The sequence below is a fragment of the Rhodopirellula bahusiensis genome (assembly GCF_002727185.1).
Taxonomy (GTDB): domain Bacteria; phylum Planctomycetota; class Planctomycetia; order Pirellulales; family Pirellulaceae; genus Rhodopirellula; species Rhodopirellula bahusiensis.
Genome location: NZ_NIZW01000003.1, coordinates 154,349 through 172,424, shown reverse-complemented (window position 1 = coordinate 172,424; position 18,076 = coordinate 154,349). Strand labels below are relative to the sequence as shown.

General features: G+C 56.0%; 9 protein-coding genes. 4 read left to right on the top strand and 5 right to left on the bottom strand.

Features of this window, described 5'->3' with window-relative positions:
• Window positions 1–10: 10 nt before the first annotated feature.
• On the top strand, window positions 11–1,333 hold the full coding sequence (locus CEE69_RS06055) for an APC family permease (protein WP_233214901.1): 1,323 nt from the start codon (window positions 11–13) through the stop codon (window positions 1,331–1,333).
• A gap of 50 nt (window positions 1,334–1,383) precedes the next feature.
• On the opposite strand, the gene CEE69_RS06050 is transcribed toward CEE69_RS06055, so the two are convergent.
• A complete protein-coding gene (locus tag CEE69_RS06050) occupies window positions 1,384–2,088 on the bottom strand; it encodes a potassium channel family protein (RefSeq protein WP_099259949.1) in 705 nt (234 codons plus the stop codon).
• A gap of 252 nt (window positions 2,089–2,340) precedes the next feature.
• Between CEE69_RS06050 and CEE69_RS06045 the strand changes: the two genes are divergently transcribed.
• Together CEE69_RS06045 and CEE69_RS06040 are read left to right on the top strand one after the other, a co-directional pair.
• Window positions 2,341–3,783 (top strand): efflux RND transporter periplasmic adaptor subunit, encoded by a 1,443-nt coding sequence (locus CEE69_RS06045; protein ID WP_233214900.1) that lies wholly within the window; start codon window positions 2,341–2,343, stop codon window positions 3,781–3,783.
• A 3-nt stretch (window positions 3,784–3,786) separates the two neighbouring features.
• Window positions 3,787–6,897, top strand: a complete 3,111-nt coding sequence (locus tag CEE69_RS06040) for an efflux RND transporter permease subunit (protein WP_099259832.1) — start codon at window positions 3,787–3,789, stop codon at window positions 6,895–6,897.
• A gap of 290 nt (window positions 6,898–7,187) precedes the next feature.
• Here CEE69_RS06040 and CEE69_RS06035 read toward each other — a convergent pair whose 3' ends face one another.
• Together CEE69_RS06035 and CEE69_RS06030 are read right to left on the bottom strand one after the other, a co-directional pair.
• Window positions 7,188–8,342: an AI-2E family transporter gene (locus tag CEE69_RS06035; RefSeq protein ID WP_099259831.1), complete on the bottom strand. Its 1,155-nt coding sequence runs from the start codon at window positions 8,340–8,342 to the stop codon at window positions 7,188–7,190.
• 175 nt (window positions 8,343–8,517) lie between these two features.
• The gene (locus CEE69_RS06030; protein ID WP_099259830.1) at window positions 8,518–9,339 is read right to left on the bottom strand and encodes a carboxylesterase family protein; all 822 of its coding nucleotides are present in this window, start codon (window positions 9,337–9,339) and stop codon (window positions 8,518–8,520) included.
• Window positions 9,340–9,728: 389 nt separating this feature from the next.
• Between CEE69_RS06030 and CEE69_RS06025 the strand changes: the two genes are divergently transcribed.
• Window positions 9,729–12,872 carry a sulfatase-like hydrolase/transferase gene (locus tag CEE69_RS06025; protein WP_099259947.1) on the top strand — a complete coding sequence of 1,048 codons (3,144 nt, stop codon included), beginning with the start codon at window positions 9,729–9,731 and terminating at the stop codon, window positions 12,870–12,872.
• Between the two features lie 22 nt (window positions 12,873–12,894).
• Here CEE69_RS06025 and CEE69_RS06020 read toward each other — a convergent pair whose 3' ends face one another.
• Together CEE69_RS06020 and CEE69_RS06015 are read right to left on the bottom strand one after the other, a co-directional pair.
• Window positions 12,895–13,617, bottom strand: coding sequence for a phytanoyl-CoA dioxygenase family protein (locus CEE69_RS06020; RefSeq protein WP_099259946.1), 723 nt, complete (start codon window positions 13,615–13,617; stop codon window positions 12,895–12,897).
• A 47-nt stretch (window positions 13,618–13,664) separates the two neighbouring features.
• On the bottom strand, window positions 13,665–17,954 hold the full coding sequence (locus CEE69_RS06015; RefSeq protein ID WP_199169804.1) for a sulfatase-like hydrolase/transferase: 4,290 nt from the start codon (window positions 17,952–17,954) through the stop codon (window positions 13,665–13,667).
• Window positions 17,955–18,076 lie beyond the last annotated feature (122 nt).

Here is an 18,076-nt window from a genome sequence, read left to right as displayed (position 1 = left end):
AAGCAGTCGTTTGAGCGGCAAATACGGATTCTGGACCCTCGCGTTTCTGGTCATTGCCAACATGATCGGAGCCGGCGTGTTCACGACGTCCGGGTTTTCGCTGGCTGACTTAGGTTCGCCCGAACAAGTTCTCTGGGCTTGGTTGGCAGGTGGAATCGTGGCCGTTGCGGGAGCGATCAGTTACGCGATGCTGATTCGTGTGATGCCGCAGTCAGGTGGTGAATACCTCTTTCTTTCAAGGGCTGCTCATCCGTTGCTGGGTTACGTTGCCGGATGGGTCTCTCTGATCGCTGGTTTCTCTGGTGCGATCGCGTTCGCCGCCACCGCACTGGAAGGCTACCTGTTGCCGGAAGACTTGCGTCCCGAGTGGATGCCAGCTGGCATTGTCACGATTATGGCGATCGTCTTGGCGGGCTTCTTTCACGGCTTGCACCCTCGTGTGGGAGCCACCACGCAAAACATCGCTGTTAGCGTCAAGCTGATTCTTCTGGGAACGATTCTTGTGTTCGCCGCTTACCAATGGTTTGCGGGCGATTTGGTGATTCGTCCGTCAGCGCGAGAACCGGTTCCTGAAACAAACACCTGGTCGCTCTGGACAGCATTCGCGGGCAGTCTGGTTTGGATTTCGCTGAGCTATTCCGGATTCAATGCAGCGGTCTATGTCGCTGATGAAGTGGCTGATGCAACCCGCGTCGTTCCCCGAGCCTTGGTCTTTGGAACCGTGGCAACGACGGTTTTGTATCTCAGTCTCAACGCCGTTTTTGTTTTTGCACCTCCGGCAGAAAGCATCGTTGGCAAACCTGATGTGGCGGCCATCGCCGCGGCCAGTCTTGGTGGCAACGGCTTCGCACACTTCGTTCGTTGGACGATCGCGTTGTGCCTATTGACGTCGGTGCTCAGCATGATGATGGCGGCACCTCGTGTGTACGCGAAAATGGCGGACGATGGCATGCTGCCGGCCTGGATGCGTTTTCGCGGTGAGGCCCCGTTTGCCGCGACGGTGGTGCAGATCGCGGTGGCGGTCACGCTGGTTCTGATCTCCGATCTGCAAGGCTTGCTGTCGTATCTCGGATTGACGTTGTCTTTGTCCGCGGCTTGCTCGGTCTGTTGCCTGTTCCTGCCATCGATCCGCAATTCAGCCAATGCGGCCCCGAACTACTGTTTGATCGCACCGGCGTTCTATGTTGCCGCCACAATTCTTTCCGCCGCCATCATGACAATCAATGATCCAAAACAATTGATTGCCACAGGAATCACATTCATGGTCGGAGGAACCATGTACGTGCTGACGACGCAGTTCAAGTCGGAAGACTCCATCGATCAAGCCGAGTGAATCATTGCCGTTCGTCTGAGAACGACGGCTTGATCTTCGGCAGCAGGAGATCAATTCTTAAAGCTCACCCCTCGCTGCGAAACCTGCATTCCGACCATCCGAGCGATCACGATCGCCACGTAGAGTTGCCCCACCATGGCCTGCAGCACCGCCAACATTTTCGCTGGCCGAGACATTGGGACGACATCACCATATCCAAGCGTCGTCAGCGTCACGTTGCTGAAGTAAATGAAATCGCTGATCAAACGGGCGTTTTGAGTCAGGCTTTCTTCCTGGACAGGGAACGAGAACGATCCCGGTTCAAACAGTTCAACCAACGTGTAGAGAAACGCCCAGAGCAACCCGATCAAAAAGTAGATCGACACAGCTCCAATAATTCGGTCAGCGTCGACTGATCCCTCACCAAACACATTCACTCCAACGGCGTGGATCAACGAGACAAACACGAACGCGAAGCACACGTCGCTGGCGACCGCCAACCCCTTCATTCCCGCCATCTCATTGGCCCATGAAGCTGCATAGGCCAATCCGCCAATGAACATCGTTGCCCACATTCGCAGCTTGGAACCAGAAAACGACCGGATCGCGGACAACACCACCAAGAAAAACAGTCCATTGATCACCACTCGGTGGACCACATTCTCCGCTGACAAACACGACTGAATGAAGATCAGCGAAACCAGCGCCAGCAACAGCTCCCCGTGACGAGAATGCGTCAGCCAGCGATTCGTTTGGGGTGCACGAGCGAGAATCATTCCGATGTATCCGCAGGACGAGGTGGAGGGTCGAAGATTGTAGTTTGCAATTCCCTCGGCGTTAGCTTCCCGGCCGCAATTGTCACCTGTCCGATTCACTCCGTAGGACGTTCAATCGACTTGGTGTAGGATGCTACGCGGATCCCGCCAACCAGACGATTGCAGGGCGGAACTCCGTTTTCAACATGAAAGTCTCGACTGTCTTCGTTTTCTTTCATTGCAATGGTTCATCACGCTGTCCCCTTTTGACGCATGAACACACTCCTATTCGCCATCCGTCGCTCGATGTCCACTCGAGCAAGACACCCAGCCTACTCGGCGGGCCATCTGAGTTCGTCGGCCGCGTGTTCGCTGGCTGCGAGCGCACTGGCCCTGAGCTTCATGGCATTGAACGGTTGCTCGCCCGCCTCCAACGAGTACCAGGCGCCGCCACCTCCGGAAGTCACAGCGGCCAAACCCGTTCAACAAAGTCTTACAATCTTCATCGAAGAAAATGGCGAGACTGAAGCAGTGGAACAAGCGGACATTCGGGCGCGCGTCGGCGGCTTCGTCGAAAAGCTATCTTTTGAGCCCGGGCAATTCGTCAGCGAAGACCAAGAACTCTACCGGATCGAGCCGGATACTTACGAAGCCAATCGAAACGCGGCCGCCGCATCCGTCGAAGCGTCCAAAGCCAGCATTCAGGTCACCGAAGCGAGTCTGGCGTCAGCACTCGCCTCGGTGCAAAAGGCTGAGAACGACTTGAAACGCGAACGAAGATTGCAAGCTTCCAACGCGGGCTCCCAAGCTACTTTGGATGCCGCCCTCGCCGCTCGTGATTCAGCGTTGGCCGAACAAAAGGCAGCGGAAGCCAACATCGAAGCTGACAAAGCCAAGTTGTTGCAAGCACAGGCTCAACTCGACCAAGCAGAATTGGACTTGGAGTACACCGTGGTTCGGGCACCAATCGAAGGCCGCGTTTCCAAAACCCAAATCAAACTCGGCAACCTCGTCGAAGTTGGCAGCACGCTTGCCACCGTCGTTGATCAACGAAATATATTCGCCAATTTCAGCATCAGCGATCGCAAGCTTCTCGAACTCGTCGAAGCTCGTCCCGAGACCGAAGAACCCGCAGACTCACCCGAGGACTGGTCGAAGATTCCCGTCTATCTGCAACGCGATGGTGACACAGACAAATGGATGCCGGGAAAATTGGACTACGTCGATCAACGTGGCATCGACCAGAAAACAGGAACGTTCGGTCTGCGAGCCGACTTCGACAACCAAGACGGCAAATTGCTTCCTGGGATGTTCGTGATCATCCGTTTGCCCGTTCGCGAAGTTGAGAATGCGATCTTGATCCCCGAACGCGCGATCGTTCGAAATCAAACCGGTGCGTACGTCATGCTGGTGGGTTCCGACGACCAAATCGAACAACGCGAGATCACAATCGGCCAAACCCTGGATGGCTGGGCCATGATCACCGAAGGCCTCTCCGCCAACGACACCTTTGTGCTGGACGGACTGCAACGCGCTCGACCGGGAAGCAAGGTCTCTCCCAAAACGATTGAGCTGTCGACCAAGGACAGCCCCATGTTGCAAGCCGCGGTTGAATCCAACTCCGACACCGCTGAATCGGAACCTGTTTCCGAACCAACACCGACGGTCAATCCGACCCAAGATGAACCCGCCTCCGATTCATCCACCGCGGACTGAACCATGTCAAAGTTTTTCATCGACCGCCCGATCTTTGCCACGGTGATTTCCATCGTGATCGTGATCGCAGGTGCGGTTTCGTTCTTCGGTCTCCCGATCGAAAAGTTCCCCCCGATCACGCCGCCCACTGTGCAGGTCACGGCCGTCTATCCAGGCGCCAACGCTCGCACGGTCGCCGAGACAGTCGCTGCCCCCATCGAACAAGCGGTCAACGGCGTCGAAGGCATGATCTATATGTCATCGACCAGCACCAACGAAGGTCTGTACACGCTGACCGTCACATTTGAACTGGATATGGATTTGGACATCGCTTCGGTGTTGGTCCAGAATTTGGTCAGCAGTGCCGAAGCGACTCTTCCGCAAGAAGTCCGGGCACAGGGAATCACGACGAAAAAACGTTCCACTCAAACGCTTCAGTTCCTTGCGTTGACTTCACCAGGCGGCAGTCACGATGGATTGTACCTGAGCAACTTTTCGCTCGACGTTCGAGATGAAATCAGTCGTATCAAAGGAGTCGGCGACGTTCAGTCATTCGGCGATGGCGACTACAGCATGCGAGTCTGGCTGGATCCACGCCTGCTGAAACAACGTGGACTGACCACCGAAGATGTGGTTGCGGTCATCGCGGAACAAAACGTCCAAGTTGCCGCGGGACAAATCGGTGCTCCACCCGCTAAATCAGGCACCGCGTTTCAGTTCTCCGTCAACACACAAGGTCGCTTCTCCAACGTCGAACAGTTCGAGAACATCATTGTTCGCACGGGTGAAAACGGGGAAGTGCTGCGTCTGGGCGATCTCGCTCGAATCGAACTGGGTGCCGAGGCCTACACGTACTCGAGTTCCTTCACCGGTGATGCAGCCGCAACGCTCGCGATTTATCAGTTGCCCGGCGCCAATGCGTTGGAAACCGCAGAAGCGATCCGGGTCAAAATGGAGGAGCTTTCCACCGCGGCAAACTGGCCCAAGGATGTTGAATACCAAGTCGCCTATGACGCGACCGAATTCGTCACTGCTTCCATCAACGAAGTCTACAGCACGTTGGCGATGGCGATCGCGTTGGTTGTCCTCGTCATCTTCATCTTCCTTCAGGACTGGCGGGCCACGATTGTCCCCGTCGCCGCGATTCCAGTCTCGTTGATAGGCACCTTCGCCATCATGGCGGGCATCGGGTTTTCACTGAACATGCTGTCGCTGTTCGGCATCGTTCTTGCAATCGGAATCGTGGTCGATGATGCGATTGTGGTGGTCGAAAACGTTTCGCGACACATCGCCGATGGACTGTCCAGCCGAGACGCGGCGGTCAAAGCCATGTCCGAAATCACCGGCCCCGTGATCGCGACGACCCTGGTGTTGCTGGCCGTGTTCGTGCCCTGTGCCTTCATGCCCGGCATCACCGGTGAATTGTTCCGACAATTCGCGTTGACCATCTCCGCATCGGTCATCATCAGCACGATCAACGCATTGACACTCAGCCCCGCCCTGTGTGCTCTGTTCTTGCGTCCGGCAAAAGAAACACAGTTCATCGGCTTCCGCCTGTTCAATCAGTTCTTCGATCGCACCACTGAAGTTTACGGTGCCGCCGTTGCGAGGCTGGTGCGTCTGACTCTGGTCGTTTCCGTCGCGTCGATTGCGTTGATCGCGGCAACGGGTTGGATGCTCACTCGATTGCCAACGGGATTCGTTCCCGACGAAGATCAAGGCGTGTTGTTCGTCAACGTTCAACTGCCTGATGCCGCCAGCAAAGAACGCACCGACGAAGTGATCAAGGAGCTGGATGAGGTTTTCCAGCAAACACCCGGCGTTCAAGGTTGGTTGTCCGTGACCGGCTATTCCCTGCTGGGCGGCAGTGGCGGCCCCAATGTCGGGTTCTCCGTTTTGGTTTTGAAACCCTGGGAAGATCGCGACGCGAAAACCGAAAGCGTCACGGCCATTCAGCAATACTTGCAAAAACAATTCGCGTCCGAACAACGCGCGATCCTGTTCACGTTTGCTCCCCCTCCGATCGATGGATTGGGAACGGCCGGCGGTTTCCAAATGGAAGTCCAAGACCGCGGCAGCAATGGTTACCTGCCTCTTCAGAACGCAACCGAAGAAGTGGTCGCCAACGCATCCACCCAGTCCAGCTTGGCCGCTCTGAACAGCTCCTTCCGAGCTACCGTTCCTCAACTTTATGTGGACGTCGATCGGGCGAAAGCCAAGACGATGAACATCCCGCTCAGCAGCGTGTTTGCGACCCTGCAAGCATCACTGGGTTCTTCCTACATCAACGACTTCACGCTCAACAACCGTTCCTATCAAGTCCGAGCGCAGGCCGAAGCACCGTTTCGACGATCGGCTTCCGACATCACGCAGCTTGACGTCCGAGACAACAATGGCAACATGATCCCGCTGGGTTCCATCGTGACCGTGCGTGATGACTTCGGGCCCGACGTTGTTCGGCGATACAACATGTATCCCAGTGCCGCCATCAACGGGTCCGCCGCCCCCGGCATCAGCTCAGGTGCAGCACTTACCTTGATGGAACAAACCGCAGATCAAACCTTGCCCGCATCATTCTCTTACGAATGGACGGGAATGTCATTCCAAGAGAAACAAGCCTCGGGCGGACAGTATTTGATCTTCGGATTGGCGATCCTGTTTGTGTTCCTGGTTCTCGCGGCCCAGTACGAAAGTTGGACCAGCCCTGCGGCTGTCATCGCTGTGGTTCCGCTCGCCGCGTTGGGTGTCGCACTATCGTTGATGCTGCGAGGGAGTGACAACAACACCTACACTCAAATTGGGATCGTGTTACTGGTCGCCTTGGCCAGCAAAAACGCGATTCTGATTGTTGAATTCGCCAGTGAACAACGTGCGGCCGGCAAATCGCCTCGCGATGCGGCCACGGCTGCCGCCAGGCTCCGATTCCGAGCCATCCTGATGACCGCGTTCTCATCAATTCTCGGCTTCATGCCGCTGCTGGTCGCCACCGGCGCGGGTGCGGCGAGTCGCCAGGCAGTTGGAACGGCCGTGGTCGGTGGCATGATCGCCGCCACCATTTTCGCTCTGTTGCTCGTCCCGACGTTCTTTGTCGTCTTCCGAACGCTCTCCGAACGAATGGCCAAGTCGAACAACTAATCTTCCCCCATTGAAAACCGCTCCGATTCAAAATGCCACGCGTGCAGTTTCACTTCCCCCTCCCCGAGGTCGTGCAGTTTTATTTCACCCTCCCTTTGGGAGGGTCGGCCCGCTTCGGGCCGGGGAGGGTTACGCGCTGGTTCCGATGCTCGACCCTCCCCTCGCTTCGCTCGACCCTCCCAGGGGAGGGTGATGATAAACGCTTGGCAACACAGCAGTTAAAAACTGCACGTCCTCCTGCACGGGCGGGGTCCTCAAGGCGTTATTGGCAAAGCAATCCCGGCCGCCGTTCAATTCGCGGCGATGCTCTCGTTAGCACGTGCTCCCAATCGTCCCGCCATCACGCTTGCCACCGGACGAGTGACATCCATCCGGTCCAGGGCAATCTTGATCGCCGCGGTGATCGGTGTTGCCAAGAACATCCCGGTGACTCCCCAAAGAGTTCCCCAGAACATCAGCGCCAACAGGATCACGACCGGGTGCAAATCTGCTGAGTTGCCCATCAGCTTTGGTTCCAACAAATTACCGCTGGCGACCTGGATCGAACACGTCACCACAATCGCACTGACCATCCAAGCCAAACTGCCATCGGGATGCAACAGGATGAACGGCAACGGCAAAATGCTGGCGAGGATCGGACCAATGTTGGGAATGTAATTCAGCAGGAATGCCAGCAACCCAAACGTCAGTGCCATCGGCACACCAAACAACCAAAGTGCCATTCCAAACACGATGCCCGTCGCGAGCGAAATCATTGTTTTGACGAACAAGTAAGATCGAACCTGTCGGTCGACTTGATACGCCAACGTATTCTCTCCGTAGCCACTCAAGTTGCCCAGCAGCAAAAAGAAGACGTAGATCAAAATCACGATGCTGGTCGACCCCAACTGGAACAACTCGCTTGATAGCGTCGCGACCCCGTTTCGAATGAATTCCTCGAGCTGGTTCCGCAAATCCGCCGCAGCATTGGCGAGCAATGCATCGGGTTCGGACTTCGCCGCTGGAGCGACCACTGTTTCAGGAGCTTCGACCAAATCCGCAACCGCAGCTTCTGATCTTTCTCTTGCTTCACTGGCTTCAAAACGCTCCGCAACGTTTTCCTGCAGCCAATCTTCTGCATTGGAAACAATCTCGGACACTCGCATCCGGTACAGCTTGCCTTCCTCGGACATTTGAGCCATCGACAACCAAATGCTCGTTCCGACCAAGAACGTGCCGCCGATCGCCAACACAAACGTGACCCCCGCGGCGACGATGCGGTTCACACTCAAACGCGCTTGCAAGAAATCCAGAATCGGCGTGATCCCGCTGACAATGAACAACGCCACCACGAAAGGAATCAACACCGACCGCAACCAATACACCGCCGCCGTCAGCGCGATCGCGGTGAGAATCAGCAAACAGGCATCCTGCACGGAATTACTTCGTGAAGGCCGGTTCGTCATGGCAGACTTCGCAATGATTGCACTCGAACGATGAATTCAGAAAGGATTGAAGTCAAAGCAACAGTTTCAACATTTCAAACAATCGTGAAAGGGTGCGAGCCCTCCAATGACACCAAAGCGGTTTGCACCACTCTGTCATGACAAGCAGATTCGAAACGCCTGGAAAACGTTCGAACTATTGCTGCAACTGATGCCGCATCAACCACGCGTAGACTTCGGGGTTCGCGTAGGTGGCGGTCCAGCTGTCATGTCCGGCTTCGGGATAGATCGTCAGCTTCACGTCCCCGCCTGCACGCTGAATCGCAGCGACCATTTCTTCGCTCTCGCGGGTTTCGACGACCGTGTCTTTGCCGCCATGAAATGCCCAGATCGGAAGCTTCGCGAGCTCGTCTGCCCACTCCGTCTTGCCACCACCGCAAACCGGGACCGCCGCTGCAAATCGTTCGGGGTGAGTTGCCGCCAATCGCCACGTTCCAAATCCGCCCATGCTCAATCCAGAAACGTACACGCGACTGGTGTCGATGGTGAGATGCTCCTCGACATGATCCAACAGTGCCATTAACTCGTCCACTTTCCAAGACGCGACAACCAGTTCTCGCTCTTTCCCAGGATGTGGGCTCTGAGGTGAGACAATCACAAAGGGAAACTCTTTTCCTTCTTTCGCGACTCGTTTGGGTGGACCATGCACTGCGATCTGTTTGAAGTTGCCATCACCGCTTTCGCCAAGTCCATGCAAGAACAACAGCATCGGTGCACCCTGGCCCGCCACATAGTCGCTTGGCGTGTAGAGCAGATACGGAAGCTTCTCCGGTCGACCTTCCGCGGGTTGCGGAATGGAGAAGAAGTTCTCTGTTTGTTCGCCCGGTTTGATCTGCATTTCCGTCGACGCTCCAGTTGCCGTGGACTCTTCCGCCAACAATGCCTGGGCCTCGAAACCATTCAGCCCCATCGTTGCCGCAGCCAACATCACACCAACCAAGAAATCACGTTTTATCATTTGCCTATCCAAAGGAGCAATCAAAATTCAACCCAAGAAAACGTTCGTCATTCTGTTCTTCCCGGCGGAGTGGCGAAAGCCACCCGGTGCGTCATCGGAGGGCTCGCGCCCAGCCGCTATCATTTGAAATGCCGAAGTTGTTCCCTAACGCAGCATAGTCCACCAACAAACGGTGTTTGCGGCCTGTTGGTCCGTCTGGTGAAACATCGCTGCCGCGCGCATTGTATCATCGACCCGAAATAGGTAGGCCGGATCAAGCCACCCCGGCGATGAGCTTCAACGAACCACTCATCAAACCGACGTCCTCCGAACATCGTTCCAATTTGCGGAACGAATTGAGACTTTTTCTCACGCCGTCCGTTCTCACTCGCACTCAACAAAGATTCGCGATGATGTATCGCTCGCTACTAACCTCGGTGATCTGCATGCTGCTGACTCTTCCGCACGTTTCTGCGGATGAACCCAGCCAGCCCTCCAAACCAAACGTTCTGTTCATTGCAATGGACGATCTGAATGATTGGATTGGCTGCTTGGGTGGGCACCCGCATACCGTCACGCCCAATTTGGATCGGCTGGCTGCCAGCGGAGTGCTGTTCACCAACGCTCATTGCCCCGCACCCGCATGCAATCCCTGCCGATCAGCGGTCTTCACCGGACGAGCCCCCAACCAATCAGGGCTGTATGACAATCGCCAACAAATGCGAGAGATCATGCCCGATGACGTGATCATGCCGCAGTACTTTCGCAACCATGGCTACCGTGCGTCCGGTTCTGGCAAGTTGCTGCACTACTTCATCGATGCGGCGTCCTGGGATGAGTACTTCCCGAAAGCCGAATCAGAAAACCCGTTTCCACAAACGTTCTACCCATCGCAGCGACCAGTCAATCTCAAACGGGGCGGACCATGGCAATACGTCGAAACCGACTGGGCCGCTCTCGACGTGACCGACGAAGAGTTCGGCGGCGACTGGGCAGTCAGCCAGTGGATTGGCGACAAACTTCTCGCCGAACATGACCAACCGTTCTTCCTTGGTTGTGGAATCTACCGACCGCACGAACCCTGGTTTGTTCCCAAGAAGTACTTCGAGCCATTTCCGCTCGAGAGTATCCAGCTTCCGCCGGGATACCTTGAGAATGATTTGGACGACGTGCCCGCCGCCGGTCAACGAGCCGCTCGCAATCGCTACTTCGCTCACATCCAAGAACAAGACCAATGGAAGCAAGGCATCCAAGGCTACCTCGCGTCGATTCACTTTGCCGATGCAATGCTGGGCCGTGTCCTGGACGCCTTGGAATCCGGCCCCAACGCGGACAACACGATCGTGGTCCTCTGGTCGGACCACGGGTGGCAACTGGGCGAAAAGGAACACTGGCAAAAGTACACCCCATGGCGAGCGGTGACCCGTGTGCCCTTGATGGTTCGCGTGCCCAAATCGCTCAGTCCAACGCTACCCGAGGGCACACCCTCCGGCGTTGTCTGCGATGCCCCCGTGAACACTCTCAGTCTGTTCCCGACGCTCCTCGATTTGTGTGAACTGCCTTCGCGGCCGCAAAACGACGGACCAAGTCTACTGCCGTTGCTTCACGATCCAGACTCAAACGATTGGACGCGTGATTCCGTCACGTATCTCTCCCAACCCGAAGCTTACGCGATCAGCGGACAGACTCATCGTTACGTTCATTACCCCGACGGCAGCGAAGAACTGTACGACATCCAATCCGATCCCTACGAATGGGAGAACCTTGCGAACAAGCCCACTGCCCTCTCACAACTCTCCCACTTTCGATCCATCGCACCCACCAAGTTTGCAAAACGAATTGAGCCATCGGTGAAGTCGCTGGCGAAACTTTCGTTTCACCCGATCAGCGAAGGAACCGCTCCGCCGTCCAAACCCGCCGGAAACAAATTCCCGGTGCACTTCCTCAACCAGCAACGCAAACCCGTCGAACTCTGCTGGATGGATGAAGAAGCGAATCTCAAACCCTACGGCACCATCCAGCCAAACCAAACGCAGACCCAATCCACTCGCCCCGGCGCGGTGTGGATGGTTCGAGAACCAGACACCGGCAAACCTCTGGGCTACTTTCGCGTCGGTGACCGCACCGCTCAAGCCGTCATTCCCGCCACCAAACCCAACGTCGTCATCATCCTCACCGACGACCAGGGCTGGGCCGACCTGAGTTGCCAGGACGTCGTCGACGACATCCAAACGCCGCACATCGATGCCCTGGCCGCTCGCGGGGTTCGCTGCACCAATGCCTATGTGACCTCGCCACAATGCAGCCCATCACGCGCTGGGCTGATCACCGGGCGTTACCAACAACGTCTCGGCATCGACACGATCCCAGACATGCCGTTGCCAACCGAAGCCGTGACCATTGCCGAGCACTTGCAACCACTTGGTTACCGCACCGGAATGATCGGCAAATGGCACTTGGAACCCAACGTCACCTGCGCCGACTGGATCCGCCGCGAACTACCGGCGATGGCGAACAAACCACGACGACAAGTCCGAATCCCATGGCCAAAGATCCAACCGTATTCTCCCGCTCAACAAGGTTTCGACGAATACTACTGGGGAGCGATGACGAACTATCGCACCAACTTTGACCTCGCCTCGGGTGATCTGATTCCAAAGATGAAGCAACTTCGCGACGAACGATTTCGCATCGATGTGCAAACCGATGCTGCGGTCAATTTCATCGACCGCAATCATGACCAACCGTTTTACTTGCAGTTGAACTACTACGGTCCCCACACGCCGCTCGAGGCCACCGACGAATACCTCGATCGTTTCCCGCAGACCATGCCCAAGCGGCGACGTTACGCTCTCGCGATGATTGCCGCCATCGACGATGGCGTCGGCAGCATCGTCGACCAATTGAAGACGCATGGTTTGCTGGACAACACCTTGGTGGTCATGACCAGCGATAACGGCGCACCTCTCAAAATGACCAAGGTCGACGCCCCGATCGATGGCGAAGCCGGCGGTTGGGACGGATCCCTCAATGACCCTTGGGTCGGCGAAAAAGGGATGCTTTCCGAAGGCGGCATTCGCGTCCCAATGATCTGGAGTCTGCCCAGCCAACTGCCCAGCGCGATCACCTACAACTGGCCCATCAGCACCCTCGACATCGCCCCCAGCGTCTTGCAGCTCGCCGGTGGAAAACTCGATCCGAAAAGCGCCCCCTTCGATGGCATCAACCTGATCCCGCGATTGAACGACATCCAAATCCCCTCCACACGCACGTTGTACTTTCGCTTCTGGGACCAAGCCGCGGTCCGGCAAGGCAAATGGAAGTACATCTTCGTTGGCGACGGCCGACGTTACCTCTTCGACTTGGAAAGTGACCAACACGAGCATCGCAACCTGATCGAAAGCTACCCAGAACTTGGGAACAAATTGCACGACTCCTTGCGAACCTGGACCTTGGAATTGGATCCGCCCGGTTTGCCCCAAGGCAAGAAAATGCGAGAGCGAGACTGGTACGACTTCTACTTTGACGATCACCCCAGCTCGAAGTCCAAGTGAACGTCACGCCATCCACCGCGACTCAAACACCCGGCGTGACAAAGTCATGCCACTGAACTCCATCGGGTAGCGTGGCCGAATTCGCGAATTCCAAATGCAAGATTCGGCGGTGACGACGCGTGCCCGGCTGGGATGACCCGCTGCTGTGACTGATCAACGGACGCATCGCCAACACGTCACCACCCGCGGCATAGACGGGAACCGCCGAGTCCACACCGTCCCCTTCACAATCGCTCGAGTGATGCGAACCGGGGATGACCTGCAATGGCCCGTTCTCTGTGGTGACTTCGTCCAGGTGAATGCGAAGCGTCAGCATTTGCCGCAAGACATCGTCGCTTGCAATCAAGTGCGGCACGCCAGCCTTCCTCGTCGGCCGAGAAAAACATGCCGACTCCACCGAGTTGTCACGCACGGCGATGGAAGTGTCCTTGTGCCATGGCAGCGCCCACGTTCGATCCGGCGGCTTGTCAAAGAACAACGCTCGCACCAATCCCTGACCGTCGCCCAACTCAGCTCGCAAGAAAGACAGCAACGGATCCGACTGCCAAACGGTGGTCACCTCCGGGATGCTCGCGATTAAATTGCGAGCGGCGTAGACATGCCCGCGACTCGACCGAGCCCGCACGGACTCGGATTCCGCGACCAAAGTTTGCGTGCACACCTGCAACAGATGCTCCACCACGGAAGACACCACCGCCCCACGAAGCAAACAGAATCCATCTCGATCCAACGCGTCGTTCGCCATTCCATTTCCCGCCATCAAACCCCCTCGTCAAACAAGACGCCATCGGATCATTGGTAATCCAACTGCACCGACGCGGTTGTGTCAGCATCGCTGATCGCCCGCACCCAGCACGCTGAAAAGCCCTTCGGAAACTTGTACCGGACCGGCGATCCACTCGGAACCACCAGGCGTTTGGCGGCAACCCAGCGCCCTTCTCCATCGAGGTCGACTTCCAAGGTGAAACCAACCGGTTGCGAATGCTCGTGCGACAACGTCACTGACTTTTGGTCATAACCTCGCATCAAGTAGGCGTCCGAAGGTATCCCAGCCTGAACGGGCGAGTCCTTCCACGGTCCGCCGTGCCCCACTGGCTTCCCGAACTTCCACAAATCATCCACGCCGCCGAACCACAGCCCCATCCCGGACTCCGCATCACGAAAGACATGCCCGTCCTTTTTCGCGTCGGCTTTCACACCCGCCAAAACCAACAAACCGTTCCAAGAACAAAAATCGGTGATCTGTTTGCGATGGCTGGCGATCGGACGAATCAAATTCCAAGCCGGCGGGGCACCGTTGATCACCAACGGAACTTCATAAAACGTCCCATGAATATTCGCGATCGTGCGTTCTGATTCGACTTCTCGTAACGCTCGAGGCCAACCCGACTCAAAGGCCTTGTCATAGATCGCATCACCCTTGGGCAGTCGATAACGTCTTCCTTGATACCGAACAATGACGGAGGCTTCATCCACCGTGAACTCCGGTTCCACTTGCAGCTTCTCCGCCAATTCCGAATCAAATTCATCCGACACAAACTGGAAGTCGCTCTTTGTGAATTCAAATGCCTTTCCATCATCAGTCAGCAGCCGCAAGTCACGACTGCGTTTAGCCGGGTAGACCAATGCATTGGTGGCTTGTGAATCATCCACGTTCGCCAAGCCAGCGAACAGTTCCTCATGACGCTGCTGATTTGGATAAGCGGATGTCTGATGCAAGAACGCCGTCGCCATGCAATCGCGATCCGTTTTGAACCGTACCCAAACGGCGTCCATCTCTTCGGGAAGCATCTCGACAACCGAGTTCTCACCGGCCACCGAAAACTGACGAAAGTCAATCCACTCGTTCGTTCCATTGGGATCAATTTGCATCGTGACCTGAACGGAATCATCCTCAGGCACCGCGATATTTTTGGATTGCTGCGAAGCCTGCGATTTGTTCAACGTCGCTCCCTCACCACGAATCATCTTCACGGCTGCGTTACCATCAACGAACGCGGTGTGTGGCATCCCAAATGATCCAGGCGTGTGCTCGGTTTCATTGGCGGGAATCGAGATTTCCCCTGCCGGGAAGGAACGCTTGTAAACCCGATCGTGGTGTCCATTGCCCCAGCGAACTTCCATTTTCGTTAGCTGCCAGTCCGACGACATGGGCGGGTCGCCTCGATGATCCACGGCCAAGTAAACCGTGACAGGCTGATCGACTTGGAAGGCATAGCCGTGTGCCGGTCGAGTCCAGTTGCCACGTCGTACCGTAACGGTCGGAAGCGCACTCAACTCCTCCGGCATCGATGTGATTTCTTGTTGGTCAGTCGCTCGCAACGTGACCACTGGCTTCGATTTCAATTGGCCAACGGCCAAGTACAAGGTTCGCGATTGGAAACCATCGACGAGAAACGGATCAGACCACTCGTTGGCCTTCACTTCATCATCAATCCAGGGTCCACCATAAGCTGACGCAGGCCCCCAAGTCTTCAAATCTTGGTAGTCACCAAACCACAGATTGCTCTGCGGTTGGCCCGCCAAAGGATTGCCTTGGATGCTGGTCTCATCCGTTGCCATAACCAATTGACCGTTCCAGGCACAGAAGTCCGGAACGTAGCGGAGGTGACTGCCAATCGGCCGAATTCCCTTGGACTGCTTCACCGAAAACGTCTTGGGAAAATCAAAGAACATCCCATGCATGTCCATCATCCAGCGTCCGTCCGTGATCTCACGGATTCGCGGCCATTCGGTGTACCAACCATGACTGGCGTCGTTGCAATAAGCTGCCTTGGGGAGCAAATACGTGTGCCACTTGCCGTCTTCCAACACCTTCAGCCGAACGGTTCGCCGATCCCATCCCATCGTCCAAATCGGATCGTCCCCGTCGCTGCCACCGGTGATCCCATTGGGCCCAGTGACTTCCGTGTACTGCCGACGCTCGACGATCTTCCAAGTCTCACCATCCCACTCCGCCAGCACGCCGCGTTCTTCCTCCGTCTTGGCTTCGCCACCCACCAAGACATCCTTGTAACTTCCCACATGCAATTCCCCGTTGTTGGAAATCACCAAACGTCCTTGCGAAGTGTAGCCACCCTTCCCGTGCCAACCCGGAACGGGCTTCTTGAACAATCGATTGACCTCCAAGGAATGCACGTTGGCTTCCCAAATCGCGCCTTCCATGTCGATGTAGTGCACCATGTTCTCGGGGTCTTTCAGATGCCGCGTGATCGCCGTCACTCGCATCGGCATTTCAGTGGGCGAGATCGTTCGCACGTTGCCTTTGGCATCGATCAGATGATGGCCAATCAGCAACTGCTGTGACTCTTCATGGATCATCCGTCCCGCAGGTGTCCCGCCAACGCTTTCGGGATGCACATTCAAAGGCTTCGTCAAATCGGGATCAATGGAGAACAACTTGTGTTCGCTGCCGCGTGGCATGTGTGGTGCATAGTTGACCATCCAAAGCTTGCCAGCCCACGGCACGATCGCCCCGATCCCACACTCATTGTGGCCCGTTTTCAAATGAGCCCCGTCCTGACTGTAAATGCCATACGTCGTCAGGTGCGGGTAAACCCCGCTGATGAACAGATCCGTCCGAATCGGTTTGGGTGCTTCGACAGCAACGGACTCACCGTCCTGCTGATTCGACGGTTTGGAAACAAGCGTTTCGTTCCATCGATTTGCGGACGCTTCCATGTTCGACCGCTGACGTTTCAACTGAGTTCGCAAGCCCTCCAAAACGTCGCCGTACTTTGGAGCCGAAACCAGATTGAACTGTTCGATGGGATCCTTTTGCAGATCGTAAAGCTCCTCCCAAACCTTCCCTTCTTTTGTTTCGGTGCGAATCAACTTTCGTGTTTGATCGCGAACCGCCCAATGAGGTTGGCTTCCCAATTGAGGCGTGGGGGCTTCGTACAGAAAACTGGTTCGCCAATCGGTGACAGTCTCTCCGCGAGCGATCGGCAACAGGCTGCGTCCTTGTTGCTCGTCACCGGATGCCACACCTGCGATATCCAGAATGGTGGCTGCCACGTCAACGTTCAGCACAATTTCCCGAGCGACCTGCTGCTTGACTCCCGGCCCAGAAATTGCCATCGGAATTCGCATCGATTCCTCGTACGCCAGCACCTTGCTCGTCATGCCATGTTCCCCGAGGAACCAGCCATTGTCGCCCATCAAAATGACCCACGTGTTTTCGCGAATCTCTAGTCGCTCAAGCTCGTCGAACACTCGACCAACCGCCCGGTCCATCTGTTCCACACTGGCGTAATAATCTCGCGTGTGCGATCGGATTTTGTTCGGGTCCTGGTAACCGTACTTCTTTGCTTGAATGCGATTTCGCGAAGTCTTCAGGTAGTCTGGCTTGCCCTTGAGATCATCTTCCCACGTGGTCGGCAAAGGCATCTTCTCAGTTTCATACTTCGCCAGAATTGTTTCTTCGGCCGGCCAAGTGTGCCGATGATCCATGTGCGGGACCTGAGTGTTCATCCACATCACAAACGGCTTCTGTTGTTGCTTCGCTTGACGAATGAACCGGATCGACTCATCCGCCGTTACATCATCGACAAACCCTGGCATCTTCATGGACTCACCATCGACCTTGAACTGACGGTCGTACCAAGTCCCGTTCGAATGACACACCGATGCGAACTGGAAACCAGCTTCTTCCGGCGTGGTCTTGAGATGCCACTTCCCCGTGACTGCTGTCAAATAGCCTGAGTCACGCAACTTGGATGCAAACGTCGATGTCGGGGATCGAAGGCTCACGTTGTCAATCGAGGTGACTCCATTGATGCTTCCGTACTGACCTGTCAAACAAGCGGCACGACTGGGTGAACAAATCGCCAGCACAGCAAACGCATTCTCGAATCGCGTGCCCTGCTCACAAATCCGCTCCAAATTCGGCGCGTTGATCAAACCGTCTTTCGTGGCCGACAAACAGTCCGCTCGATGATCATCGGTCAGCACAAATAGAATGTTCGGACGAGCCGACGAGCGTAACTCCCCCGCGTCAAACTCGGAGTGAACCGTTGTGGGAATCGAGCAAACGGACAGCAGAAACAGGCAGACAAAAACCAGACGCGAACGAGGGTGCATAATTGTGCCGGGGATCGTTGAGCGGGAATCAGGGACTGCAATCAAATAGCCTGGATCGCTCCAATTGGACACCTTCTCGCAAAAGAACGCAAAAAAAGCATTTTCACGTCCAAAGTCCAGGC